Here is a 23618-nt window from a genome sequence, read left to right as displayed (position 1 = left end):
CTGGAGCGTTCGCGGCTACTTGGCCTCGCTGCGGGCGGCCAGGCTGAGGAACCGGGCCGCCAGGGCCTCTCCCCCGGACGGGTGGCGCGACACGACCATCACGGTGTCGTCGCCGGCGATGGTGCCGAGTACGTCATCCAGTCCCACGTGGTCGATCGCCGACGCGAAGTACTGGGCCGCACCCGGCGGAGTTCGCAGGATCACCAGGTTGGCGCTGCCCTCGGCCGAGACGAGCAACTCGGAGGCGACCCGGCCCAGCCGCGCCTCGAACGCTGCGGCCTCCCCGGCTCGCGGCGTACGGTCGCCGCCTTCACCCGGTACGGCGTACACGAGCTGGCCGGCCGAGTCGCGGACTTTGACCGCGCCGATCTCCACCAGGTCACGCGACAAGGTGGCCTGGCCGACGACGAGGCCGGCGTCGGCTAGCAGGTCGGCCAGCTCGGTCTGCGAGCGGACCGGTTGCCGGCCGAGCAGGTCGACGATCCGCTGCTGACGCGCGGTCTTGGTGGTCGGTACGGCGAGATTCATGAGCTGAAGTTCCTTGCCAGCAGCCACGACAGCAGCGCCTTCTGCGCGTGCAACCGATTCTCTGCCTCGTCCCAGACGACCGATTGTGGCCCGTCGATCACCGCGGCCTCGATCTCCTTGCCCCGGTACGCCGGTAAGCAATGCAACACGATCGCCTCGGTATCAGCCTTCGACACCAGCGCCTCGGTCACCGAGAACGGCACGAACGGTGCCTCCCGCAACGCCGCCTCGGCCTCCTGGCCCATCGACACCCAGGTGTCGGTGGCAACCACATCGGCTCCCGCCACAGCCTCCGACGGATCGGAAGTCCACAAAACCGAACCGCCGGTGACGCGACCGATCTCCACCGCCTTCGCGAGCACCGCAGCATCAGGCTGGTACTCCGCCGGCGAAGCGATGACGACGTGCATCCCTGCCGTCACCCCACCGAGCAAGTAGGAATGAGCCATGTTGTTGAGGCCGTCACCGAGGTAGACGAGCTTGAGCCCTGCCGTCCGGCCCTTGTGCTGCCGGACCGTCAACAGGTCGGCCAGGACCTGGCACGGGTGGAACTCGTCCGTCAGCGCGTTGATCACCGGCACCCGCGACGCGGCCGCCATCTCCTCGATCCGCGTCTGCCCCGACGTCCGCCAGACGATCGCGCCGACCTGCCGGTCGAGCACCCGCGCGGTGTCGGCGATCGGCTCGCCACGACCCATCTGCGACGACTGCGCATCGATGATCAGCGGCACCCCGCCCAGCTCGGCGATACCGACCGCGAACGAGATCCGCGTCCGGGTCGAGGCCTTGTCGAAGATCACCGCGACGGTCTGCGGCCCTGCCAACGGCTTGTGCCCGTACCGATCCGTGCTCAACTGCTGCGCCAGCGTCAGGACCTCGTCCTGCTCGGCCGGGCTCAGGTCGTCGTCCCGCAGGAAATGCCTCGTCACGGAACCTCCACCTGGTCGAGCAGCGCGGGCAGCGCTGCGACGAAGCTGTCCGCATCAGCTTTACTCAGGATGTACGGCGGCGCCAACCGCAACGCGTCCGGAATCGGGTTGTTGATGATGAACCCGGCCTCCAAAGCAAAAGCGGCAACCTGATCCGACACCGGCTGGGTCAACTCGATCGCGAGCAGCAGCCCCCGGCCGCGGACCCCGGCGATCAACGGATGTCCGAGCGCCTCGACGGACGAAGCAATGTGGTTGCCGATGGCATTGACATTGGCTAGCAACCCATCGCGCTCGATCACGGTCAGGACGGCCAGGCCGGCGATCGCGGCGACCGGATTGCCACCGAAAGTCGTACCGTGGTTGCCCGGCTGCAGCAGATCAGCGGCCGCACCGAAGCCTAGGCAGGCGCCGATCGGGATGCCCGCGCCGAGCCCCTTCGCCACCGTGACGATGTCCGGCGTGATCCCGTCGGCCTGGAAGGCGAACCAGTCCCCCGTCCGCCCGACGCCGGTCTGGATCTCGTCGATCCAGAGCAAGGCACCGTGTTCCGAGGTGATCCGGCGTGCCTCAGCCAGGTAACCAGGAGGCGGTACGACGACGCCGTTCTCCCCCTGGATCGGCTCGAGCACCACAGCAGCGGTCTCGTCGTCGACCGCGGCGGCCAGCGCGGCCGCATCACCGTACGGGACGAAGGTGACGTCACCCGGCAACGGGGCGAACTGCTCCCGGTACGCCGGCTTCCAGGTGATCGCGAGCGCGCCCATCGTCCGGCCGTGGAACGCGCCGACCGTCGAGACGATCTTGGTCCGGCCGGTCTTGCGGGTGATCTTGAAGGCCGCCTCGTTCGCCTCGGTGCCCGAGTTGGTGAAGAACACCTTGCCGGGCGCATCGAAGAGCGACAGCAGCTTCTCGGCCAGCGCGACCTGCGGCGCCGAAGCGAAGAAGTTGGAGACGTGCCCGAGCGTCGCGAGCTGGCTGGTGACGGCCGAGACGACGAACGGATGCGCGTGACCGAGGCAGTTCACCGCGAGCCCGCCGAGCAGGTCGAGGTACTTCTTGCCGTCGGCATCCCACAGGTAGGCGCCTTCGCCGCGGACCAGCACGCGCTTGGGAGCGCCGAAGGTGTTCATCAGGGACTGCGAGTAGCGCTCGGCGAGCGCGCTCTGGGTGCCGTCGACGGTGAGCAGTTCGGTCATGACGGGATCACCTGGGTTCCACTTCCGGCGTCGGTGAAGATCTCGAGCAAAAGCGAGTGCGGCACCCGGCCGTCGATGACGGTGGCCCGGGAGACGCCGGACTGGACCGCGCGCAGGCAGGCCTCCATCTTCGGCACCATCCCGGACGCCAGCGACGGCAGCAGCTCGGCCAGTTCGGCGGCGTCGATCTGGGTGATGATCTCCTCGCTCTCCGGCCAGTTCCGGTAGAGACCGGCGACATCGGTCAGTACGACGAGCTTCGACGCGCCCAGCGCGACCGCCAGGGCCGAGGCCGCCGTGTCGGCGTTCACGTTGTGCGCCAGACCGTCCTCGTCCGGCGCGATCGTGGAGACGACCGGGATCCGGCCGGCGTCGATCAGGTCGATGACAGCTTCGGGCCGGACGTCGACGACGTCGCCGACCAGGCCGATGTCGACCGACTCACCGTCGACGATCGCGCCCCGGCGTTCCGCGGTGAACAACCCCGCGTCCTCGCCGGACATCCCGACCGCGAACGGCCCGTGCGCGTTCAGCAACCCGACGAGCTCACGGCCGACCTTGCCCACCAGGACCATGCCGACCACGTCCATCGCCTCGGGCGTCGTCACCCGCAGCCCGCCGCGGAACTCGCTGTCGATGCCGAGCCGCTGGAGCATGTCGCTGATCTGCGGCCCGCCGCCGTGCACGACGACCACCCGGACGCCGCAATGCCGGAGAAACACGATGTCGGAAGCGAACGCCTGCTTCAGCTCGTCGTCGACCATGGCGTTGCCGCCGTACTTCACCACGATCGTCTTGCCGTGGAACTCCTTCAGCCAGGGCAGCGCCTCCGTGAGCACGGCAGCCTTCTCGACCGCATGCGCCTGGCTGGTCTCCATCAAACGTGTCGTCATGGTCATGAGGAGTACGCCGAGTTCTCTTCTACGTACGCGTGCGACAAATCCGTCGTCAGCACCGTCGCCGACGCCGACCCCGCGTGCAGGTCGATCACCACGTCGATCTCCAGTCCGCTGAGGTCGGCCTCGGACCGGTCGACGCCCTTGCCGCCGGCGATGCAGATCGCGGCGCCGTTCAGGGTGATGTCGAGCAGTGCCGGGTCGAAGGCGGTCGGCGCGTTGCCGACGGCCATCGCGATCCGGCCCCAGTTCGGGTCGGAGGCGAAGAAGGCGGTCTTGCAGAGGTTGTCCTCAGCAACGATCTTGGCAGCGGCAACCGCCTCGGCCTCGGTGGCCGCGTTCTGCACGGTGATACTGACGTGCTTGGTGACGCCCTCGGCGTCGGCCTGCAGTTGCTTGACGAGGTCCGCGGCGAGCGCGGTGAGGGCTGCCTCGAACTCGTCGGCCGGCACTTTCACGCCGGACGCGCCCGAGCTGAGCAGCAGGACGGTGTCGTTGGTCGACGTGCCGCCGTCCACGTCCAGCCGGTTGAAGGTCTTGCCGACCGCGTTGCGGAGGACGTGGTCGAGGTGCGGCTGGTCGACGATCGCGTCGGTCGTGATGACGGAGAGCATGGTCGCCATGTTCGGCGCGCACATCCCGGCGCCCTTGGCGAAGCCGCCGATGCTCCAGCCGTCGGGGTGCTTGAGGACGGACTGCTTCGGGACGTTGTCCGTGGTCATCACCGCGGTCGCGGCGGACAGGCTGTGCTCCGGCGTATCGCCCAGGGCATCGACCACGGTCTTGAGGCCGGGCAGCAGCTTATCCATCGGCAGCCGCTCACCGATCAGGCCGGTCGAGCAGACCCCGATCTCGCCGGCGCCCACGCCGAGGATCGAGGCCAGCTCCTCGGCGGTCTTGTGAGTGTCCTGGAAACCCTCCGGCCCGGTGCAGGCGTTGGCGCCGCCCGAGTTGAGGACGACGGCCTTGAGCTTGCCCGCGGTCAGCACCTGCTGGGACCAGAGGACCGGCGCGGCCTTCACCTTGTTCGTGGTGAAGACGCCCGCGGCGCCGTCGTACGGGCCGTCGTTGACGACCACGGTGAGGTCCGGCTTGCCGGCGGGCTTGATGCCCGCGATCACCCCGGCCGCGCGGAAGCCGGCCGGCGCGGTGACTCCGGCGCTCCGATCGACTTGGTGCTGCACGGTTGAGGTCACGGGGCTACTCCTACGAGGGGAAGGGCCAGCGTCTCGTCGAGACCGGCGGCCAGGTTCATGCACTGCACGGCGGCGCCGGCAGTGCCCTTGGTGAGGTTGTCCATCGCGGCCACGATCACAGCGCGGCCGGTCCGCTGGTCCAGCGTGACCTGCAGCTGAACGGTGTTCGCGCCGAGCGTCGCCTGCGTCTGCGGCCACTGGCCTTCGGGCATCAGGTACACGAACGGCTCGTCCTGGTACGCCGCTTCGTACGCCGCACGCAGTTGGGCTGCCGTCGTCCCCGGGGTGACCGGCGCGCTGCAGGTCGCGAGGATGCCGCGAGCCATCGGCGCCAGTACCGGCGTGAAGGAAACGGAGACGGCTGCGTCGGTGACGGCGCCGAGGTTCTGCTCGATCTCCGGCGTATGCCGGTGGACGCCGCCGACGCCGTACGCCGCGGCCGAACCCATCACCTCCGCGCCGTGCAGATTCGGCTTCGGCGCCTTGCCCGCTCCCGACGTCCCGCTCACCGCGACCACCACCAGTTGGCCCGGATCGACAAGACCGCCCTGTACTGCGGGGAGCAGGGCAAGGGTCGAAACGGTGGGATAACACCCCGGTACTGCGACCCGGTTCGTCCCCCGGAGCTTGTCCCGTTGACCGGGCAGCTCGGGCAGACCGTAGGGCCAGTGACCGGCGTGCTTGCCACCGTAGAACTCCACCCACGCCTCCGCCTCGACCAACCGGAAGTCCGCGCCGCAGTCGATCACGGTGACGTCCTCGCCGAGTTGCTCGGCGATTTCGGCGGACTGCCCGTGTGGAAGGGCCAAGAACACCACATCGTGACCCGCGAGGGTTTCCGCGGAGGTCTCGACCAGGATGCGCCCGGCCAGGGGCAGGAGGTGTGGGTGGTGGACGCCCAGCGCGGTACCGGCGCTGCCGCCCGCCGTGAGTGCGCCGATCTCGACTTCTGGATGCACCGAGAGCAGCCTCAGCAGCTCTCCCCCGGCGTACCCACTGGCTCCAGCCACCGCGACCGTCAAACTCATGTGAATGAGTATGTCAGATACCGCATGATTATCCAACCCTGAAGATCGGTAGTTCCACTCAAGCGCACCGGGTCGCCGCTGGCCAGGATCATTCGTATGAACAGTGACCGACCGTCAGCGGTGCGCGAAGTGGAGGACGCCGAGGATCGCCGGGCGTCGAACAGCTACCTGGTCTTCCTCGGCTGGATCGGCATTCAACTGGCCGGCTATGCACTGCTGGTGCTGTCGGCCTCCGATGTCAGCCCGGTCGGCTGCACGGGACTCTGCTTCAGTCCGCGCGGCGTGCTGGAGGTGGTGGGGATGACCTTGGTCTTCCCGGTCGTACTGGGTCAGGTGATCGTGGGGATGCTGCTCACCGTCGTCTACAACCGCAAGCAGCTGACCTCGCTCGCTACCGGCAGCGCCTCCTTCTTCACCACCTTCGCGGTCGTGGTCTTCATCGCTGCCAGCTTCTTGAGCGCCAATCGCTGAGCCGATGTCACAACCGGCTTGCCGCCGCGTGTCCGGAGGGGTGACACGATGAGCGACCAGGAAGGAGTACCGCGCGCTGTGAAGATCAGTAGATTCACTCAGGTGCTGGGACGGTCCGGCGGCCAGGATCGTTGGTATGCAGACCGAGCTCAAGACCCAGCAGGTGTCGTCCGGCTATCTGGCGTTCCTCGGGTGGGTCGGGGTGCCGCTGACCAAGCTGTACGGTCGGCGCGGGATGCGGCCTCGCGGGGCCGGCAGCGCCGCCTTCTTCACGACTTTCGGGGTGATCGCGCTGGTGCTCGGTGTTGTCTCGGTGGCGAACCTGTCGCATATGTGAGGTCGGCGTGAGTGGTGACGAGGAGTTGGCGGCGGAGTTCGACGAGCATCGGGCGGTGCTGGTCGGGGCGGCGTACCGGGTGGTGGGGAGTGTGGTCGACGCGGAGGATGTCGTCCAGGAGACGTGGTTGCGGTGGTCGGCCGCCGATCGGGAGGACGTACGGGATGTCCGGGCGTACTTGATCCGGATCACGTCGCGGCTCGCGCTCAATCGGTTGCGGCAGCAGAAGACCCGGCGGGAGCAGTACGTCGGGCCGTGGCTGCCCGAGCCGATCGTGGCGACCCGGGAGGCCGACGACCCGGCCGTCGTGGCGGAGGTCGCCGACTCGGTGTCGATGGCGATGCTCGTCGTACTGGAGACGCTGTCGCCGTTGGAGCGGGCGGCGTTCGTGCTGCGGGAGGTGTTCGACCTGCCGTTCGGGGAGATCGCGGGAACGCTCGGGCGGTCCGAGGCGGCCGTACGGCAGCTCGCTCATCGGGCGCGGGAGCATGTACACGCGCGGCAGCCTCGGCATCAGGTCGACAAGGCTCGGCACGTCGAGGTCACCAACCAGTTCCTGTCGGCCGCGTGGTCGGGTGATCTCGACGGGATGGTCGCGCTGCTCGCACCGGATGTCGTCCTGGTCGCCGATGGTGGCGGCAAGAAGCAGGCCGCGATCCGGCCGCTGCGCAACCCGGACAAGATCTCCCGGTGGACGATCGCGCTGCTCGCGCCCGGCCAGCCCGCGCGCGATCTCGAGGTGCGGCTGATCGAGCTCAACGGCGAGAGCGCGTTCGTCTTCTACGACGGCGACGAGGTCGACAGCGCCGGCTTCTTCGAGTTCGACGAGACCGGCCGGATCAGCCAGATCTACGTAGTCCGCAACCCCGACAAACTCACCAACGTCCCCCGCCTCAGCGAACTAACCGACTGAGCTGGGGAGGGTCCTAACCGGAACCGGGGAGGGTTGTCCCCCTCTCCGGGTGCAATTCCCTCCCCGCCCGTGCTTGGACGGGGAGGGGCGGGGCGGGGCGGGGGCGTTAGTGGAGGTGGGCGGCTATGGCTCGGGCGCAGTCGATGGATTCGGTGATGCCGGTGTCGACCTGCAGGTCGTAGACGACGCCTTCGTGGACCGAGATCGCCTGCGACTCGGCCATGCCGTTGGTGCGGTCGCCGCGGGCGAGCTCGCGGCCGGCTGCGATTTCGGGGGCGCAACGGACTCCTACCCAGAGGACCTCGAGGCCGGCCAGCTGGGACCGCACCCGGGCTTGCGAGGTGGCGCCGCTCAGGAAGACGTCGTCGAAGATGATCCGGGCGCCGGCGCGGGCCATCGCGGCGATGCCGGCCATCCAGGCGGCCTCGATCTCGCGGAAGCCGGCGCCTACCTCGACCTCGCCGCCCGAACCGAACGCGATCCCCGAGCCCGAATCCAGCAGCCCGGGCGGCAGCGCGTCGACCAGATCGTCGACGCCGAGGCTGATCCACGGCCGCGGCAGCACCGCCTTCAGACAGCGCGCGATCCCGGTCTTGCCGGAGCTGGAGCCGCCGTTCAACACGATCACCTGAGTCGACACGCGAAAGATTGTGCCAGCTAGGCTTCCTGCAAGTCAGTCGCATTTAGGAGGTAGCGGTGGAGTACGAAGTGATCGACCCCGAGGCGGTTTCGGACCCGGAGCTGCGGGCCGATCTGCTGGACACCTGGATCGCTGCCACGGATGCCGGCGGCAGCGTCGGGTTCACCGCGCCGGCCCCGGTGCACCTGGTCGCCGAGACGCTCGACCTCGCGCTCGAGCGGGTGGCCGCGGGCAAGGATCTGCTCGGCGTCCTGCACAACGGCGACCGGTACGTCGGCATGGGACTGCTCGTCGGCAAGGACAGCGCCCTCAACCTCCACTGGCGCACGGTGCTGCGAGTCATGGTGCACCCGAAGTACCAGGGCGGCGGAGCCGGCAGCCTGCTGATGAACGGGCTGCGGCAGTCCGCGGTGGAGCTCGGGCTGGAGCAGTTGCAGCTGACGATCCGCGACGGGAACAGCCTGGAGGAGTTCTACGGCAAGCTCGGCTATCGGGTGGTCGGCAGCCACCCCCGCGCAGTACGGGTCGCCGCTGACGACTACCGCGACGAACTGATGCTGGTCACCGACTTGTAGTAGAGCCGGGTTCCGCCAGAGGGTCAGCGGAGCCCGGCTCCTTCCCCACTATTTTTGGCGGCCCCGGCGGGCGATGCCCAGCAAGGTGACGCCCAGGCCGACCAGCAACAGCGCCAGCGTGAGGAGCAGGACCGACGGGCCGCCGGTGTCCGGCAGTGCGGTCCTGTCCAGGCTGACCTGCGCGGCCGACCGGGCCCCGATGGTCACCTTCACCTGCGAGTCCACTGTCACGCCATCCGTGTCAGTGACCCGGTACGACTGCTTCGCCGTACCGATGAAGCCCCGCTCCGGAACGAGCCTGATCGTCCCGTCGGTACCGACCGTCCATTCGCCGACGTCCGGTACGACCACCCGCTTCCCACAGGTGGCCGGCCCGGTGGCCAGGCAGACACTGCCCGGATCCCAGGCCGCGCCCTGAGTCGCGGCGTCGTTCAGGAGAGGGTTGACGACCACCGGGTTGCCAGGGCTGCCGGTACCGCTGTCCGGGATGGCCTTCGACGCGCTGGGAGCACCGACGGTGATCTCCAGGCGTGCCGTGTCCGACGTCCCGTTCGCATCGGTCACCCGATAGGTGAGCGATCTGGTGGTACCGGCGAAGCCCTTCACCGGGGTGTATCCGACGGTGCCGTCCGGCCGGACGGTGAAGCCGCCCTCGTCCGGGATCGTCACCGAAGTCTTGTCCTTGCCGTCCGCAGGGTCGCGCAACACGACCGAGGTGGGAACCAGAGGTGCCGACGGATCGCCGGCCTTGTCGTTGCCGAGCACGGCCACGTTGACCCCTTGTCCGTACTGCGTGGTCGCACTGTCGTCGACCGCGACCGGCCGGACCGGCAGCACTGTCACCGACACCGTCGAGCGGGCCGCGTTGCGATCGCTGTCCTTCACCTCGTACGCCGCCGGGCGCGCGCTGCCCACGAAGGTTCTGCCGGGTGTGAACGTCACCTTGCCATCGGCAACCGTATAGCTGCCCTGCTCAGGAATCGTAACCTTGTCGACAAGGTTGCCCGAGGCATCGACCAGGAGAAGCGTGGCCGGGTCGAGCGTCGCCCCGGCGCCGGGCTTGTCGTTGGTCAGCGGGTCGAAGGTGACCGCGACGTGTTGCTTCGTCTTTGCCACATCGGGCAGGGCGAGCGGCTTCTCGCCGACGGTCACCACGAGGGTCGCAGTACCGGCGCTGCCGTTCTCGTCGCTGACCTGGTACGTCACCGGGGTCGTCTGGCCGACCCAACCGCCCCACGGCAGCAGCCGGATCCCGCCGTCGGGCTGGACCGTGTAGGTGCCTTGGCCTTCGACCCGCAGGCTCGTCACCGGGTCGCCGGTCGCGAAGTCGATCAGCCGGACGCTCGCGGGGTCCAGTGGCGCTGTCGCGTCGCCGGGCTTGTCGTTCGTCAGTACCGGCACGGTGATCGGGGTGTCGAAGGCGGTCGTGGCCGTGTCGTTCCCCGGTTCGGGGCTGATCGCGTTGACCGTGACGGTGACGGTCGACATCGCCTTGTTCTTGGCTGTGTCGGCCACTTGGTAGGCGATCGAGCTCGGGCCGGTGAAGGTCGGCACCGGGTCGAAGGTGACCTTGCCTGTCACGCCGTCGACCTTGTAGGTGCCCTGGCCGGTGATCGTCGCCGTTTTGGTCCAGGCCTTGCCGTCGTAGAGCTGGACCGAGGTCTTCTCGAGTTCGGCCTGGGTGCCGGGGTGGTCGTTGGCCAGTGGGTCGAGTTGGGTGTCGACGTTCTGCTTCGTAGTACCGGTGTCTGGCTTGGCTTCTGGCCCCTTGCCGACGGTGATGAAGAGCAGGCCATCCGCCGGGGTGCCGTTGGTGTCGCTGACGCGGTACGTCGCCGGCGTGGTCAGGCCTTGGAAGTCCTTCACCGGTGCGAAGGTGATCGAGCCGTCGGGCTTGGCCGTGTAGGTGCCTTCGCCGGGCTGGGTGACCGTCTGCTGGTACTTCGTCGCGTCGGCCGGGTCCTGCAGCAGCAGGCTCTTGGGCACCAGCGGCGCGCTCGGGTCGCCGGGCTTGTCGTTGGTGAGCACGTTCAGCGTGATCGGCGTGTTGAACGGCGTGATCGCCGAGTCGTCGACCGTGAACGGCTGGATCCCGGTGACCTCGACCCCGAGCGTCGACGAGGCCGTGTTGTGCTGCGAGTCGGTGACCTTGTACTGGATGAAGCTGGTGTGGCCGTCGAAGGCCGGGACGGGATCGAACTGGATCGCGCCGCTCTTCTGGACGGTGTACGTGCCCTGGCCGGGAACGGTCAGCGTCTTGCCGAAGACGGCCGGCGGCTTCGGGGCCGCGGGCAGCTCGGGCGAGGCGATGACCACCGAGTCGGGGTCGAGCTTGGCGCCCGTGCCGGGTTCGTCGTTCGCGAGGACGTCGATCGTGACGGTGACGTTCTGCAGGGTGGAGGCATTGTCGGGTTGGGCGACCGGCGGGAGGCCGACGGTGATCCAGACGGTGGCGGTCGTCGTGGTGCCGTTGTCGTCGGCGACTTGGTAGGTCAGCGCGGTACCGGGTCCGCTGAATCCTGCGACCGGCTCGAAGACGACGACGCCGGCTCGCGCGGTGTAGACGCCTTCTTCCTTGACCGTCACCGTCGGCTTGAACAGCCCGTCCGCAGGGTCTTTGAGTTGCAGACTGCCGATGACGAGCGGCGCGCTCAGGTCGCCGGGCTTGTCGTTGGCGAGCACCTTGACCGTCGCGACCACGCCGTACGGCGTGGTCGCGGTGTCGTCCTCGGCCTTGGGGACGATCGGCGTCACCGCGATCGTGATCGTCGACCGGGTCGCCTGGTCGAACCAGTCCGATACCCGGTACGTCAGCGTGGTCGCCGTCCCGGTGAAGGCCGGCAGCGGATCGAAGCCGACCGTACCGTCGGGGTTCACGTGGTACGTGCCTTGGTCCGCGACCGTGACGACCTTCCTCAGCGAACCGTCGGCCGGATCGATCAGGACGACGCTCAGCGGGTCGAGGCCGGTGCCCTGGCCGGGCTCGTCGTTGGCGAGCGGGTCGATGGTGATCGGGTCGTCCTGCTTGGTGGTCGCGGTGTCCGGCTTCGCGGTCGGTGGCGGCGGCTTGGCGACAGTGACCGTGATCGTGGCCGTCGCGAGGGTGCCGTTGACGTCCGAGACGGTGTAGGTGAGCGCCGTCGCGACGCCGGTGTACGTCGGCAACGGGTCGAACTGCACGTCGCCGTCGGCCACCACCTTGAAGGTCGCCTCGCCGTCGACGACGACCGTGGTCTTCGGTTGGTGGGTCATCGGGTCGATCAGCTTGACGCTGCTCGGCACCAGCGGGACGGCGGGGTCACCGGCGCTGTCGTTCGCCAGAACGTCCACGGTCACGTTCTGGTCGTACGCCGTACTGGCGGTGTCGTCCGTCGCGTCGGGCTGGACCTTGGTGACCTCGAGGGTCAGCGTCGCCTTGCCGATCGCGCCGTTCCCGTCGGCCACCTGGTAGGTGATCGGGGTGGCGTGGCCGCTGAACGTGGGGACCGACTCGAAGAGCACTCGGCCGTCGGGCTTCACCGTGTACTTGCCTTGGCCGGCGACGACGATGCTGGTGGCCGGATCGCCGGCCGCTGTTGCCGTGGGCATCGGTAGCGGGGTCGCGGGCACGGGCGGCTTGGACGGTGCCGAGTTGGTTGCGGTGATCGTGGCCGGGGTCGGCGGGATCAGGCGGACGGTGCCCGGCACGAGCGCTGAGCCGGTCGGGCCGGGCTTGTCGTTGCTGAGGACCGGGACGAAGATCGAGCCGCCCTGGAGTAGTACCGCCTGGTCAGGGTTGGCGACGGGCGGACCGGGCGCGTCGACGGAGACGGTGAGCTGGGCGCGGGCTGCGGTGCCGTTCTTGTCGAGCACTTGGTAGGTCAGCGGAGTGGTGACGCCCTGGAAGCCTTGTACAGATTCGAAGGCGACCTTGCCGTCGGCAACCGCATAGCTGCCCTGGTTCGACACCGTCACCTGGTCGACGAGTTTGCCGGTCGCCGGATCGATCAGCTTGAGGGTCTGTGGGTTGAGCGGTGCCTCGGGTGAGCCGGGCAGGTCGTTGTCGAGGACCGGGATCACGACGTTGGTGTCGAAAGGTGTGGTGACCGAGTCGCCGAGCGCCTTCGGGGTAATCGGGGTGACGGTGACCGCGATCGTCGATTCGGCGACCTGGCGGGTGCTGTCGGTGACGCGGTAGCCGAGGGTCGTTGCGACGCCGGTGAACTGGGGCAGCGGCATGAAGTCGACCGTGCCGTCGGGCTTCACGACATACGTGCCTTCGCCGGGGACGATCACCTTCTTCTCGAAGGTGTCGGCGGCTGCCGTGGTGAAGGCTGCGTCGGCGGGGTCGCGCAGGACAACGGAGCTGGGATCGAGGGTGACGCCTGGTGCGGGGCGGTCGTTGACGAGCGGGGCCAGGGCGATGCTGACGTTCTGCTGGGTGGTCGCCTTGTCGGGGACGGCTACCGGCTTCGCTGGAAGCGCGACTGTGACGGTCAGTTTTGCGGTGGCGGTGGTGTCGTTGGTGTCGGCGATTCGGTAGGTGACCGGTTTGCCTTCGCCGACGAATCCTGGAACGGGCTCGAAGGCGATCTTGCCGTCGGGCTTGGCGACGTACTTGCCCTGGGCCACGACGTTGAGCATGACGCCACACTTGTCTGCTTCGAGGAGGCAGAGGGATCCGGGCTTCAGGGGGCTCGCCGGGTCGCCGGGGCGGTCGTTGCTCAGGACGTCGGTGGTGAGGTCTTCGTTGTACGGGGTGGTGGCGGTGTCGTCCAGTGCGATCGGCGGGGGTGGGGGCGCGATCGCTAGCGGGTAGTCCTCTACCTCGCCGCTGTCGGCAGGGCCAGTTGGCTTGTCCACCTGGGTTGTCGTGTAGCCGGTTCGGATGCGGGCGTACGTCGTACCGGCGGTTAGTTTGGGGAGGGCTGACCAGGTGAGGGTGACGGCGCTTTGGCCTGCGGTGAAGGTGGCGCAGCCTCGCTCGGTCGGGTCGAACTTGCCGTTCTTGTTCAGGTCTATCCAGCCGCAGACTTTGCCGGACTTGCTTGCTCCGGTGAGGGCGACGGTGGCCGCGTAGTCCTTGGCTGTGGTTGCCAGCGGCTTGAGGGTGACGCCGTCGTCCGCTTGGTCCTGGGTCGCCGGGCCTGTGGTGCCGTTGGCAGTTGCTGTGTTGTCTTCGGTTGCGTCGTCGCCTAGGCGGAGATCGGTGAGGACTGACCAGGCGGCGCCGTACGACGTGGGTGCGTCGCCGAAGTCTTCGCCGGTCGAGGCGACGACGGAGAAGGCGTCGGCAGAGGAGGGGGTGTTGAACGCGGGGAGCTTGGCGTTCTTGGTGAAGACGGCGGTGAGGTCGAAGGTGATCGACTTGGCGATGCCGTTGACCTTGACCGAGCCGCAGGCCGCGGTGGCCGCCGCGTCGGGACCTTCGCCGGTGTCGGTGTTGATGCAGTTTGGGCCTGCGTCGGGGTTGAGCGCGGTGATCGTGTCGCTGCCGACGACGAGGTTGTTGCCCTGGCCTACCTTCGTCAGGCTGAGGCCGGCGGTGGTGAGTTTGAGGACCGAGTGGAGCTCGGACTGGCCGCTGGTGCGGCCGTTGGTGGTTTCGGTCGCTGCGCCGCCCAGGCCGGCCAGGTGCAGGATCGGGTCGCGGACCGGCTGGGAGAAGGTGATCGTCAGCGAGCCGCGGTTGCCGCAGGTGCCGATGGCGGCGCAGGTTCCTGTGTTGACGAGGAGGTCCTGGGCGGGCGTGGTGCGCGCGATGGCCGGGTCGTAGGTCTTGGCGGTGCTGCCGCGGACGCCGGCGGTGGTTGCGTCGAGCAACTCGGTCTGGCCGGTGACGGTGATCGACTGGGTGAGGCCGGAGCCGGGCATCGTGGCGGTCGCGGTGTTGCCCTGGGCAAAGGGGGCCGTTGGCACCTGGTACGCCGAAGCCGTGCCGGAAGCCAGCACGGTGAGGCTGAGAGCGGTGACGACGGCGGGCAACCGATGGCCGGTCCTCGTCATTACCCACGCCCTCCCGAGCACTCACGTTTCCGCATGCGTCGGCCTCGGGGCGAGCGGGCCAGCGTAGAGCTAACGCGCTACGCCAGTCCGATGTTACGCGGGATCAGCCGGTGAGTTCGTAGATCCGCACGTGCTGCCAGGAGTGTCGGAGTACGGCGAGCTTGTCGAGGTCCGGCGACACCGGGCCGCCGAACAGATCGGCGTACACCCAGCGGACGTGGTACTGGTCGCGCAGCTTGCGCAGTACGTCGGCGGTCGGCTCGTAGATCGCCTGATTCGTCAGCTCGACGCGATCGGGCCAGGGCGAGGGCTGCTGGTTGTAGCGCAGGCCGCCGTCGCCGTGGTGGGCCATGGCTTGGGAGGTGTAGCCCCAGCCCTCGAGGAAGGTCCTTCTGCCGGCGATGCCACTGACGATGTATCCGCGCGCATCACACCCCGGCCCTTGCTTGCCCGCCGGCCGGCACCAGGTGTTGCTGACGACGATGTCGGTGGTCTTGGAGTTCTTCGCCAGCCAGAGGGCGGCGGCTTCCTCGTCCGGGTAGACCCACCAGGTCGCCGACGTGAATCTCTGCGCTTGCTTGCCGCCGTTCAGATGCAGGTTCTGCTCGAAGGTCCTTGCCGACGGCACCACCAGCAAGGTCAGCAACACCAACAACCCACCCAGCCCGGCTACCCGCGGAACTCGCTTCACCAGCAACAACCAGACAAACATCAGCCCTGCAGTAACTGCCACGACAACAACCAACGGCCGAGCCACCAACGCAATCCGCCGCAGATGCGAACCGCTCGGCAGAGCATCAGTCGTCAACAAGATGAAGGCGAATAGAGCACCAAGCACCACCGCCACCACGGCGATCCACGCCAGCACCCCGCGCCGCCCTCCGGGCGGCGCGGGGGCGAGGACGTCGGCAGCTCGAGCTGCTTCTTCACCTCGCGGCGGCGCCTGCCGCGGAGCGGCTGGCGCCGCCGCGTAGATGCGGGTGATTGTGGCTGCGAGCCAGCCGGTGGCAGCGAGGCTGAAGGGGACTGCGCTGTGGACGAAGTAGGCCTCGCTGATCGAGGGGTGGTCTACCAGGAGGAAGCCTGCCCAGCCTGCGATCAAGGCGCCCAGGAGGAACCAGGCGGTGGGGTCGCGGCGGAGAGTGCGGCTGGCTAGTAGGGCGTAGCCGGTGGCTGCCAGGAGTTGGCCCGTGAGGAGGAGGGCACAGAGGACCAGGACGCCGGCGATAGAGAATACGTGGCCGTTGGTTAGGGCGGGGAGGATCAGGCCGCCTTCGCCGGCGGGGGTGGTGTCGCGGGTGGCTGCTGCGTAGCCGCCTTGGGTTTTGAGGACTGCCAAGAACTGGAGGCCCGAGCCGCTGGTGCTGCCGGCGACGGTGACCATCGTGCCGACAGCGGCGGCGACCAGCAGAGAACCTGCAGCTAGGAAGCGCGTTGGGAGGCGGCGGTCGCGGATCAGCAGGAAGAGGGCGGGGAGGCCGACTGCGCCCACCAGGATTGGGAGGGTGGTCGGTTTGGAGCCGCCGCCGACTACTGCGACGGTGAATGCCAGCAACCACAAGCCCTTGCCGGACTCGCCTTTGAACAGCAGGTGGATCAGGAAGACGGCAGCTGCTGTCCCGGCGACCATGCCAAAGGTCTGAGACGGGCTGAGCAGGCTCAGCGGTGGTGACAGGTTGACGGCGGTGTCGAGGAAGAGAAACAGCTGCGGCCCGGCCAGCGCGACAGCGGCCAGTACGCCGGTCCACCATGCGCGGCTGACCGTCCTGGCCAGCGTCGCGCATACGAGCAGGGCGACGAGCAGCTGCGGCAGCAACCACAGCCGGTAGAGCACGATGATCGGCGACAGCTTGGTGATGTCCACGGCCGCCGCCATGTCGGCATTCGCGAACCAGTGGTACTCCAGCGACTCCCCCGACACCTGCGGCAGCTGCGGCGGTACCGAGCGAGTCAGCTCGTTCAGCATCGACAGGTGGTACAGCAAGTCTTGGTAGTACGACGTGCCGTCCGGTGGCGCGGGGTGGTACTTCATCGCCCCGAGCACCGCCCCGCCGAGCAGCACGGTCGAGGCGATCACCATCCCCCACGTCCACAGCAACGGCAGCGGCTTGGGATCGTGGATCCGCCAGTACTTCCGCAGGCGAGGCACTGCGGCGAAGGCGACCAGCACCAGTGCCGGCCAGATCACCAGCACGCGTTGCCAGCCGAGCGCGGTGAAGATCGCCCAGCCGGCCAGCTGGTACGTCGCCCCGACCGCTGACCCGAGTCCGAAGTCCTCGGCCCAGTTGCCCGTACTGCGCCAGAGCGCGCGCAGGATCAGGATGCCCGGCAATGCGACCGCCAGAGCGAAGTACAGGCTGTACTTCGCGATCGGGACGACCGGTACGTCGAGGGAGATCAGTGCAAGGACCGTGACGACGTACGGAATCAACCACGGCACCAGCCGCGGCAGGAAACGCGTCATCTAGAAGAGACCTCATCGAGGGATTGGTGGCCGGGGTCTTCGAGGCTGTCGTAGCCGACCAGGAACTGTGGGCGCCGCTGGCTCGACTGGAACAGGCGGGCGACGTACTCGCCCAGCAACCCGAGGCACAGCAACTGGATCGCGCCGATGACGCTGACGGCCAGCACTGTCGAGGTCCAACCGGGAACGCTGTTGCCGGACAGCTTGATCACCAGCGCGCCGACCGCGAACAGCCCGGACAACATCCCACCGAGCAACCCGAACCACGTGGCCAGCCTCAGCGGTGCCGCCGAGAACGCGGTCACACTGTCGAACGCCAGCCGGAACATCTTCGACCAGTTGTACTTCGTGACGCCCGCCGCCCGCTCCGCCCGGACATACGCAACCTCGGCGCTGGGGAAGCCGAGCCAAGGGATCACCAACCGGAAGACCCTGCCGTCCTCGGGCAGCGAGTTGACCGCGTCGATGACCCGGCGCGAGACCAGCCGGAAGTCCGCCGCGTCGAACGGAATGTCCTTGCCCACCAGGCGACACATCAGCCGGTAATACATCCGCGCCGTCGTCCGCTTCGGCCAGGAGTCACTCGAACGGTCCGAGCGCACGCCGTACACGACGTCGACGTCCTTGTCCCGCGCCGTCGCGAGCAGCTCGGCGATCACCTCGGGCGGATCCTGCAGATCGGCGTCGATGGTGACCAGGTACTTCCCCCTGGCGCGACGGAATCCCGCCGACTGGGCGGCCTGGTGACCGGAGTTGCGGAGCAGCCGGACGACCCGGAGCTGATGCCAGTCGACGGCCGCATCGAGCAGCATCGAGGCGGTCGCGTCCCGGCTGCCGTCGTCGACGACGAGCACCTCGTAGCTGATGCCGAGGCCGTCCAGCAGGGGGCGCATCCGCTCGAAGAAGATCGGCAGCACCTCTTCCTCGTCGTACATCGGCACGACGACGGAGAGTTCGGGATCCGGCATGTCCGGTGGTCCTCCACGACTGATCTGGCTGAGCCCCGTTCGGGCGGATCGGGCGGCCGGTGGAAAGTACAGGTGGCGAAACTAGCAGGCTCCGGGCTGACTCCCCACCTCGGACCTCGGCCGGTCAGCTGGCTGGGGAGACGGCGGTGGCACCGGTGCGGCGGGGGTCGCCGACCGCGAGGAGGCCTTCGGTGGGATCCCAGAAGGCTGCCGCTACGCCGCCGAAGTACATCGAATGGGGTGGCATCGGGCGGGTGCGCAGGTTGGTGGCGAAGCCGGAGACGGCGAGGTCGTCCTCGTAGTCGACGACGATGTCTTCGCGGACGCGGACGTGCAGGCGCGGGTACTCGACTGCTTCCTCGAGCGACAGGCCGCCGTGGGTGTAGAGGGCGTAGACCTGCGCGATTGCGGTCGGAATCCGATCGGAGCCGGGTGAACTGATGGCCAGTACGGCACCGTCGCTGTCCCTGCGGGCGACGCTCGGGGCCATGTTGGAGGTGAGTCGGGTGCCGGGTGCGAGGCTGTGGGGGCCGCCGTGGACGAGTTCTTGTTCGCCGAGGGCGTTGTTGAGCCAGATGCCGGTGCCAGGGGTCATCACGCCGGAGCCGTAGCCGGACGAGACGGTAATCGCGCAGGCGTCGCCTTCGTCGTCGACCACGGAGACTGTCGCCGTACTGGGTGAGCTGAGCGCGCGCAGATCCCCGGCGTTCGCCAGGTCGAGCAGCTTCTGCCCTTCGAGCTGGCGAACATCCTCCTCATCCAGCTCGGCCAGCCGTCGACCGAGCACAGCGTGCTGTACTTCGATCAGCCGCTCCAACTCCGATGGATTCCAGGCTCCTTGGCCCGGTACTCCGTCGAGCAGCGCAAGAATCGCGGCGGCCGCGACCCCGCCGACGGCCGGTGGCGGGTTGGTCGCGAGACGCCAGCCGTTCTGCCGGACGATCAGGGCCGGGCGGACGATCGCCTCGTACGCCGCGAGGTCTTCCGCCGTCAGGATGCCGTCGTTGTCGGCCATGTCGCGGACGAGCAGCTCCGCGAGCGCACCGGTATAGAGGGTCTCGGCGCCTTCGCTGGCGATCAGTTCGAGTGCCTCGGCCAGCTCGGGGATGACGACGGTACTGCCCGCCTTGATCACCACGCCGTCGTCGTCATGCACGACGCCATGGCTCGGCTGATGCCAGCCGAAGATGATTTCGTGGGTGTAGCCGAGGTAGTACCCGGATGTCCGGCTGAGCGGGAACCCGTTCCGCGCGACCTCGATCGACGGCCGGACGACCTCGCTCCACGGCGCCTTGCCCGAGCGTTCGTGGGCAAGGGCGAGTGCCTTCATCCCACCCGGCGTCGCCACGGACCCATGCCCGACAGTGGTCGTCGTGCCACCGCCGTACTCCGTGGAGATGTCCCAAACGCCCTGCCCGAACTTGTGCTCCGGCAACCCACGCCCGGGCATCTCCACCCAGCCGTCGATGGTGACCGCATCGCCACCTTTCACCTGCAAGGTGACGAACCCACCTGAGGCCGGCGACACGACGCCGATCTCGTTCACCATCGTCACGAGGGTTGCGGCGATAGCAGCGTCAACCGCGTTGCCACCCTCGGCAGCCAACCGCACCCCGGCCTCGGCCGCAGCTTTGTTAGGAGCCGCGACCGCGACCCGGGGGTTAGTCATGTCAGCCGACGCGCTGGACTGCGCCGAAGCGGTCGACTGTCACTTGGACGGCTGCTTGGCGAGCGGCGCTGACTTCGGTTTCGGTGAGGGTTCGGTCGTGGGCGCGGAAGCGGAGGGCGAAGGCGAGTGACTTCTTGCCTTCGCCGATCTGCTCGCCGGTGTAGAGGTCGAACAGCCGGATCGACTCCAGCAGCTCCCCCGCACCTTCGACCAGCGCCGCCTCGACGTCCGCCGCGGCCACCTCGGCCCCGACGATCAGCGCGACGTCTTCCTTCGCGACCGGGTACGACGAGAACGGGTGCGCCGTCACCGACGCCGGAGCCGCCGCCATCAGCGCGTCGAGGTCCAGCTCGACCGCACCCGACCGGGCCGGCAGCCCGAACGCCTGGCACACCTTCGGGTGCAGCTCGCCGGCATGACCGACGACCTTGCCACCGACCGACACCTCGGCACACCGGCCGGGATGCCACGGCGCCAGCTCGACGTTCCGTAGTACCGGCTCGACACCGACGACAGCGGCAACCGACCGGGCAACCTGCACTGCGTCAGCCCAGCTCGTGGGCTGGCCCTTGCCCCACCAGCCGGTCGCTATGCGCGAACCGGTCAGTACGACCCCGAGGTGGAGCGGCTGGCCCGGGAGCGCGTCGTACAGCGCCTGGATCTCCTCGTCGCTCGGCCGCTGCGCGACGGACGGCAGCGGCGCGGGCTTCGACTCCGGGCGAGGCAGGAACACCAGCCCGGTCTGGAAGATCGCCAGATCGGTGGCACCGCGACCGACATTGCGCTCGGCGGTCCGGAGCAAGGTCTGCAGCAACATCGTCTGCATCGACGGCTCTTCATCCGAGATCGGATTGGCCAGCTTCACCGTCGTACGCCGGGAGTCGTCAGCCGGCAACCCCATCGCGTCGAAGTCGGCCTCACCCGTGAACGGGTACGACACAACCTCAGTCAGCCCCGCGCCAACCAGCGCGGTCGCAATCCGCCGACGCCGCCACTGCGAACTGGTCAGCCCTTGCCCACCCGGCGCCTTCGGCAACACCGAAGGCACATTGTCGAACCCGAACAGCCGGATGACCTCTTCGGCATAGTCGTTGGGATCCCGGAGATCCGGCCGCCACGACGGCGGACTGAGCACGAGCAGAGCTCCATCGGCGGCCTCGCCGTCCGCGCGAGCTGCGGCGGCCAAGGAATCGGTGCCGGCATCGCCGAGCGCGAGCGGTGCGCCGGCGAAGCCGACAGCCTCGGCGAGCAGGCTCGCACCGACGGCGAGCGCGGTCGGCTCGCCTTCGTTGCCCTGGACAACCTCGCAGCCGACTGCGCGGAGGTGACGGATCGTCTCCTCGAGCGAGATCGGCGCGCCCGCGACCCGCGCCGCGTGGTCTGCACGGATCGTCACGCGCTTCGGCAGGAGGTGGGTGTCGATGACGGTTTCGTCGGTTTGGATGGTGCCGCCGGCCAGCTCGGCCAGGAGGTCGGCTACTCGCTGGGCGGCGTAGCGGGGAAGTTGCGGGTCTACCTCGCGCTCGAAGCGGCGGGATGCTTCGGAGGAGAGTTTGTGGCGGCGGGACGAGCGGGCGATCACGATCGGGTGGAAGTGCGCCGCCTCGATCACGACATCGGTGGTCGACGCGGAGATCTCGGTGGAGGCGCCACCCATCACGCCGGCGATACCGATCGGGCCGGAGTCGTCGGTGATCAGCAGGTCCTCGGCGTCCAGCTCGCGAGTCTGGTCGTCCAGCGTCATCAGCTTCTCGCCGGCCGCGGCACGGCGTACGACGATCTCGCCGGTCAGCCGTGCCTTGTCGTAGCCGTGGATCGGCTGGCCCAACTCGAGCATCACGTAGTTGGTGACGTCGACGCCGATCGAGATCGGACGCATCCCCGACATCACCAGCCGCTGCTGCAACCAGCGCGGCGACGGCGCCGCCGGGTCGATCCCGGTGACCGTGCGCGTTACGAAAACGCTGCACGCCTCGGCATCGTCGACCCGCACCGGGTATCCACCGGATTGCGTGCCGGTGACAGTCAGCGCGGCCGGGTCCTTCAACTCCACCCCGTACGCCGTGGCTGCCTCGCGGGCGAGTCCACGGATCGACAGGCAGTACCCGCGGTCCGGGGTCACCGCGATGTCGAGCACGTCGTCGCGCAGGCCGAGCAACTCGATCGCGTCGGTACCGACCTCTGCCTCGCCTGGCTCCAGTACGACGATGCCTCCCGTACCATCGTCGCCCAGGCCGAGCTCCGACGACGAGCAGATCATCCCGCTGGAGACGTGCCCGTAGGTCTTGCGGGCGGAGATCGCGAACCCGCCGGGCAGGACCGCACCCGGCAGCACGACGACGACGAGGTCGCCGACCTCGAAGTTGCTCGCACCGCAGACGACCCACTGCGGCTCGTCGTTGCCGATGTCGAGCGAGCACCAGCGGATGGTCTTGCCGTTCTTCTGCGGCTCCGGCTCGTAGCTGAGCACCTTGCCGACGACGAGCGGACCGGTCAGGCCGCCGCCCGCCTCGTCGACGGTCTCCACCTCGAGGCCGGCGCGGACCAGCTTCTCGCCGACATCGCGACCGGTCACGCCGGCCGGCAGCTCGACGTACTCACGAAGCCATGACAGTGGGGCCCGCATCAGATCTCCATCCCGAACTGGCGGCTGAACCGCACATCACCCTCGACCATGTCCCGCATGTCCTCGACGCCGTTGCGGAACATCAACGTCCGCTCCAAGCCCATTCCGAACGCGAATCCGGAGTACCGATCGGTGTCGATCCCGCAGGCCTGCAGCACCCGCGGGTTGACGACACCGCAGCCGCCCCACTCGATCCAGCCCTCGCTGCCACACGTCCGGCACGGGCGGTCGGGGTTGCCGACCGACTCGCCGCGGCAGACGAAGCACTTGAGGTCGACCTCGGCCGACGGCTCGGTGAACGGGAAGAAGTTCGGCCGCAGACGCGCTTCCAGGCCCTCGCCGAACATCGAGACGACGAAGTGGTCGAGGGTGCCCTTGAGGTGCGCGAGCGTGATGCCCTCGTCCACGACCAGGCCCTCGACCTGGTAGAAGACCGGCGTGTGGGTCGCGTCCAGCTCGTCGGTGCGGAACACCCGGCCGGGGCAGATCACGTAGATCGGCGGCTTGCGGGTGAGCATGGATCGCGCCTGGACGGGAGATGTGTGCGTGCGTAGTACGGTGCCGGAACCGGGCGGGTCGACGAAGAACGTGTCCTGCATCTGCCGCGCCGGGTGGTCGGGCTGGAAGTTCAGTGCGTCGAAGTTCAGCCACTCGGCCTCGACCTCGGGCCCCTCGGCGACGTCCCAGCCGAGCGCGGTGAACACGTCGGCGACCTGCTCGGAGATCAGGCTCAGCGGGTGCCGCGCGCCGAGCTCCGGGCTGTGCCACGGCAGTGTCACGTCGACACGCTCGGTGGCGAGCATCCGCTCCTCGTGCTCGGCCTCCAGCACGGCGAGCCGGCCCGCGAACGCATCGTTGATCGCCTTCCGCGCCGACCCGATCCGCTGCCCGGCCTCCTTACGCCCCTGCGGCGGCAGCGCCCCGATCTCACGGTTGGCCAGCGCGATCGGCGACCGCTCCCCCAGATGCGCGACCTTCGCCTCCTGCAACGCGCTCAGATCCCCCGCCTTCGCGAAGGCGTCCAGAGCCTCATCGCGCGTCCGTTCGACCTCGTCGGCATGCAAAGGTGTGACCTCGACGGGGTCATAATTCTTGTTCGGACCGGACATGGCTCTCTTCCCGGGGTAGCTGATACCTGAAACTGCTCAAAGCAGTCTAGGAACCCCAAGCCCCGGACCGTGAATCGGTCGTCCA

General features: G+C 68.4%; 16 protein-coding genes, 1 tRNA gene and 1 pseudogene. 5 read left to right on the top strand and 13 right to left on the bottom strand.

Features of this window, described 5'->3' with window-relative positions; all coding sequences use genetic code 11:
* Nucleotides 1-15 precede the first annotated feature (15 nt).
* From AB0M15_RS35910 to argC, 6 genes are read right to left on the bottom strand one after another with little or no spacing between them, the layout of a single operon-like run.
* Complete coding sequence (locus tag AB0M15_RS35910; RefSeq protein ID WP_164597981.1) at nucleotides 16-528, bottom strand: arginine repressor; 513 nt, start codon at nucleotides 526-528, stop codon at nucleotides 16-18.
* Nucleotides 525-1457: an ornithine carbamoyltransferase gene (gene argF / locus AB0M15_RS35905; protein ID WP_363829103.1), complete on the bottom strand. Its 933-nt coding sequence runs from the start codon at nucleotides 1455-1457 to the stop codon at nucleotides 525-527. Before argF ends, AB0M15_RS35910 begins: the two co-directional genes overlap by 4 nt.
* Nucleotides 1454-2656: an acetylornithine transaminase gene (locus tag AB0M15_RS35900; protein ID WP_363829100.1), complete on the bottom strand. Its 1203-nt coding sequence runs from the start codon at nucleotides 2654-2656 to the stop codon at nucleotides 1454-1456. Before AB0M15_RS35900 ends, argF begins: the two co-directional genes overlap by 4 nt.
* Complete coding sequence (gene argB / locus AB0M15_RS35895; RefSeq protein WP_363829097.1) at nucleotides 2653-3555, bottom strand: acetylglutamate kinase; 903 nt, start codon at nucleotides 3553-3555, stop codon at nucleotides 2653-2655. The genes AB0M15_RS35900 and argB overlap by 4 nt, the downstream gene beginning before the upstream one ends.
* Nucleotides 3552-4748, bottom strand: coding sequence for a bifunctional glutamate N-acetyltransferase/amino-acid acetyltransferase ArgJ (gene argJ, locus AB0M15_RS35890; RefSeq protein WP_363829094.1), 1197 nt, complete (start codon nucleotides 4746-4748; stop codon nucleotides 3552-3554). The genes argB and argJ overlap by 4 nt, the downstream gene beginning before the upstream one ends.
* Nucleotides 4745-5776 carry an N-acetyl-gamma-glutamyl-phosphate reductase gene (gene argC, locus AB0M15_RS35885; protein WP_363829091.1) on the bottom strand — a complete coding sequence of 344 codons (1032 nt, stop codon included), beginning with the start codon at nucleotides 5774-5776 and terminating at the stop codon, nucleotides 4745-4747. The genes argJ and argC overlap by 4 nt, the downstream gene beginning before the upstream one ends.
* A gap of 96 nt (nucleotides 5777-5872) precedes the next feature.
* Between argC and AB0M15_RS35880 the strand changes: the two genes are divergently transcribed.
* The 4 genes and pseudogenes from AB0M15_RS35880 (at nucleotide 5873) to AB0M15_RS35865 (ending at nucleotide 7430) form a co-directional block, all read left to right on the top strand.
* Nucleotides 5873-6247 carry a hypothetical protein gene (locus AB0M15_RS35880; RefSeq protein WP_363829088.1) on the top strand — a complete coding sequence of 125 codons (375 nt, stop codon included), beginning with the start codon at nucleotides 5873-5875 and terminating at the stop codon, nucleotides 6245-6247.
* 136 nt (nucleotides 6248-6383) lie between these two features.
* A complete protein-coding gene (locus AB0M15_RS35875) occupies nucleotides 6384-6584 on the top strand; it encodes a hypothetical protein (RefSeq protein ID WP_363829085.1) in 201 nt (66 codons plus the stop codon).
* Nucleotides 6550-7017, top strand: a pseudogene (locus tag AB0M15_RS35870) (sigma-70 family RNA polymerase sigma factor); the annotation flags it as partial. The gene AB0M15_RS35875 and the pseudogene AB0M15_RS35870, both read left to right, overlap by 35 nt.
* Before the next feature lie 313 nt (nucleotides 7018-7330).
* Nucleotides 7331-7430 (top strand) — tRNA-OTHER (locus tag AB0M15_RS35865).
* Between the two features lie 173 nt (nucleotides 7431-7603).
* Here AB0M15_RS35865 and cpt read toward each other — a convergent pair.
* Nucleotides 7604-8137: a chloramphenicol phosphotransferase CPT gene (cpt, locus tag AB0M15_RS35860; protein ID WP_363829082.1), complete on the bottom strand. Its 534-nt coding sequence runs from the start codon at nucleotides 8135-8137 to the stop codon at nucleotides 7604-7606.
* A gap of 56 nt (nucleotides 8138-8193) precedes the next feature.
* On the opposite strand from cpt, the gene AB0M15_RS35855 reads away from it, so the two are divergent.
* Nucleotides 8194-8712, top strand: a complete 519-nt coding sequence (locus AB0M15_RS35855) for a GNAT family N-acetyltransferase (RefSeq protein ID WP_363829079.1) — start codon at nucleotides 8194-8196, stop codon at nucleotides 8710-8712.
* Between the two features lie 48 nt (nucleotides 8713-8760).
* Here AB0M15_RS35855 and AB0M15_RS35850 read toward each other — a convergent pair whose 3' ends face one another.
* From AB0M15_RS35850 to pheS, 6 genes are all read right to left on the bottom strand, one after another.
* Entirely contained in the window at nucleotides 8761-14697 is a 5937-nt protein-coding gene (locus AB0M15_RS35850) for an Ig-like domain-containing protein (RefSeq protein WP_363829076.1), read from the bottom strand.
* Nucleotides 14698-14800: 103 nt separating this feature from the next.
* Nucleotides 14801-17161, bottom strand: a complete 2361-nt coding sequence (locus AB0M15_RS35845) for a hypothetical protein (protein WP_363829073.1) — start codon at nucleotides 17159-17161, stop codon at nucleotides 14801-14803.
* Nucleotides 17158-18129 (bottom strand): glycosyltransferase family 2 protein, encoded by a 972-nt coding sequence (locus AB0M15_RS35840; RefSeq protein ID WP_363829070.1) that lies wholly within the window; start codon nucleotides 18127-18129, stop codon nucleotides 17158-17160. Before AB0M15_RS35840 ends, AB0M15_RS35845 begins: the two co-directional genes overlap by 4 nt.
* Before the next feature lie 124 nt (nucleotides 18130-18253).
* Nucleotides 18254-19798: a gamma-glutamyltransferase gene (locus tag AB0M15_RS35835; protein ID WP_363829067.1), complete on the bottom strand. Its 1545-nt coding sequence runs from the start codon at nucleotides 19796-19798 to the stop codon at nucleotides 18254-18256.
* A gap of 1 nt (nucleotide 19799) precedes the next feature.
* Complete coding sequence (pheT, locus tag AB0M15_RS35830; RefSeq protein WP_363829064.1) at nucleotides 19800-22424, bottom strand: phenylalanine--tRNA ligase subunit beta; 2625 nt, start codon at nucleotides 22422-22424, stop codon at nucleotides 19800-19802.
* Nucleotides 22424-23533 carry a phenylalanine--tRNA ligase subunit alpha gene (gene pheS, locus AB0M15_RS35825; protein WP_363829061.1) on the bottom strand — a complete coding sequence of 370 codons (1110 nt, stop codon included), beginning with the start codon at nucleotides 23531-23533 and terminating at the stop codon, nucleotides 22424-22426. Before pheS ends, pheT begins: the two co-directional genes overlap by 1 nt.
* Between the last annotated feature and the right edge of the window lie 85 nt (nucleotides 23534-23618).

The organism is Kribbella sp. NPDC051718 (assembly GCF_040681515.1).
GTDB lineage: Bacteria > Actinomycetota > Actinomycetes > Propionibacteriales > Kribbellaceae > Kribbella.
The sequence above is the reverse complement of the archived record's forward strand: the minus strand, read 5'-3'. Positions and strand labels throughout refer to the sequence as shown.

Bases quoted from the DNA above. Each gene is read 5' to 3' on its own strand.
- argB (WP_363829097.1), bottom strand. From the start codon at position 3,555: ATGACCATGACGACACGTTTGATGGAGACCAGCCAGGCGCATGCGGTC.
- AB0M15_RS35880 (WP_363829088.1), top strand. From the start codon at position 5,873: ATGAACAGTGACCGACCGTCAGCGGTGCGCGAAGTGGAGGACGCCGAG.
- AB0M15_RS35840 (WP_363829070.1), bottom strand. From the start codon at position 18,129: ATGCCGGATCCCGAACTCTCCGTCGTCGTGCCGATGTACGACGAGGAA.
- AB0M15_RS35910 (WP_164597981.1), bottom strand. From the start codon at position 528: ATGAATCTCGCCGTACCGACCACCAAGACCGCGCGTCAGCAGCGGATC.
- AB0M15_RS35845 (WP_363829073.1), bottom strand. From the start codon at position 17,161: ATGACGCGTTTCCTGCCGCGGCTGGTGCCGTGGTTGATTCCGTACGTC.
- AB0M15_RS35875 (WP_363829085.1), top strand. From the start codon at position 6,384: ATGCAGACCGAGCTCAAGACCCAGCAGGTGTCGTCCGGCTATCTGGCG.
- pheT (WP_363829064.1), bottom strand. From the start codon at position 22,424: ATGCGGGCCCCACTGTCATGGCTTCGTGAGTACGTCGAGCTGCCGGCC.
- pheS (WP_363829061.1), bottom strand. From the start codon at position 23,533: ATGTCCGGTCCGAACAAGAATTATGACCCCGTCGAGGTCACACCTTTG.
- AB0M15_RS35850 (WP_363829076.1), bottom strand. From the start codon at position 14,697: ATGACGAGGACCGGCCATCGGTTGCCCGCCGTCGTCACCGCTCTCAGC.
- AB0M15_RS35835 (WP_363829067.1), bottom strand. From the start codon at position 19,798: ATGACTAACCCCCGGGTCGCGGTCGCGGCTCCTAACAAAGCTGCGGCC.
- argC (WP_363829091.1), bottom strand. From the start codon at position 5,776: ATGAGTTTGACGGTCGCGGTGGCTGGAGCCAGTGGGTACGCCGGGGGA.
- AB0M15_RS35900 (WP_363829100.1), bottom strand. From the start codon at position 2,656: ATGACCGAACTGCTCACCGTCGACGGCACCCAGAGCGCGCTCGCCGAG.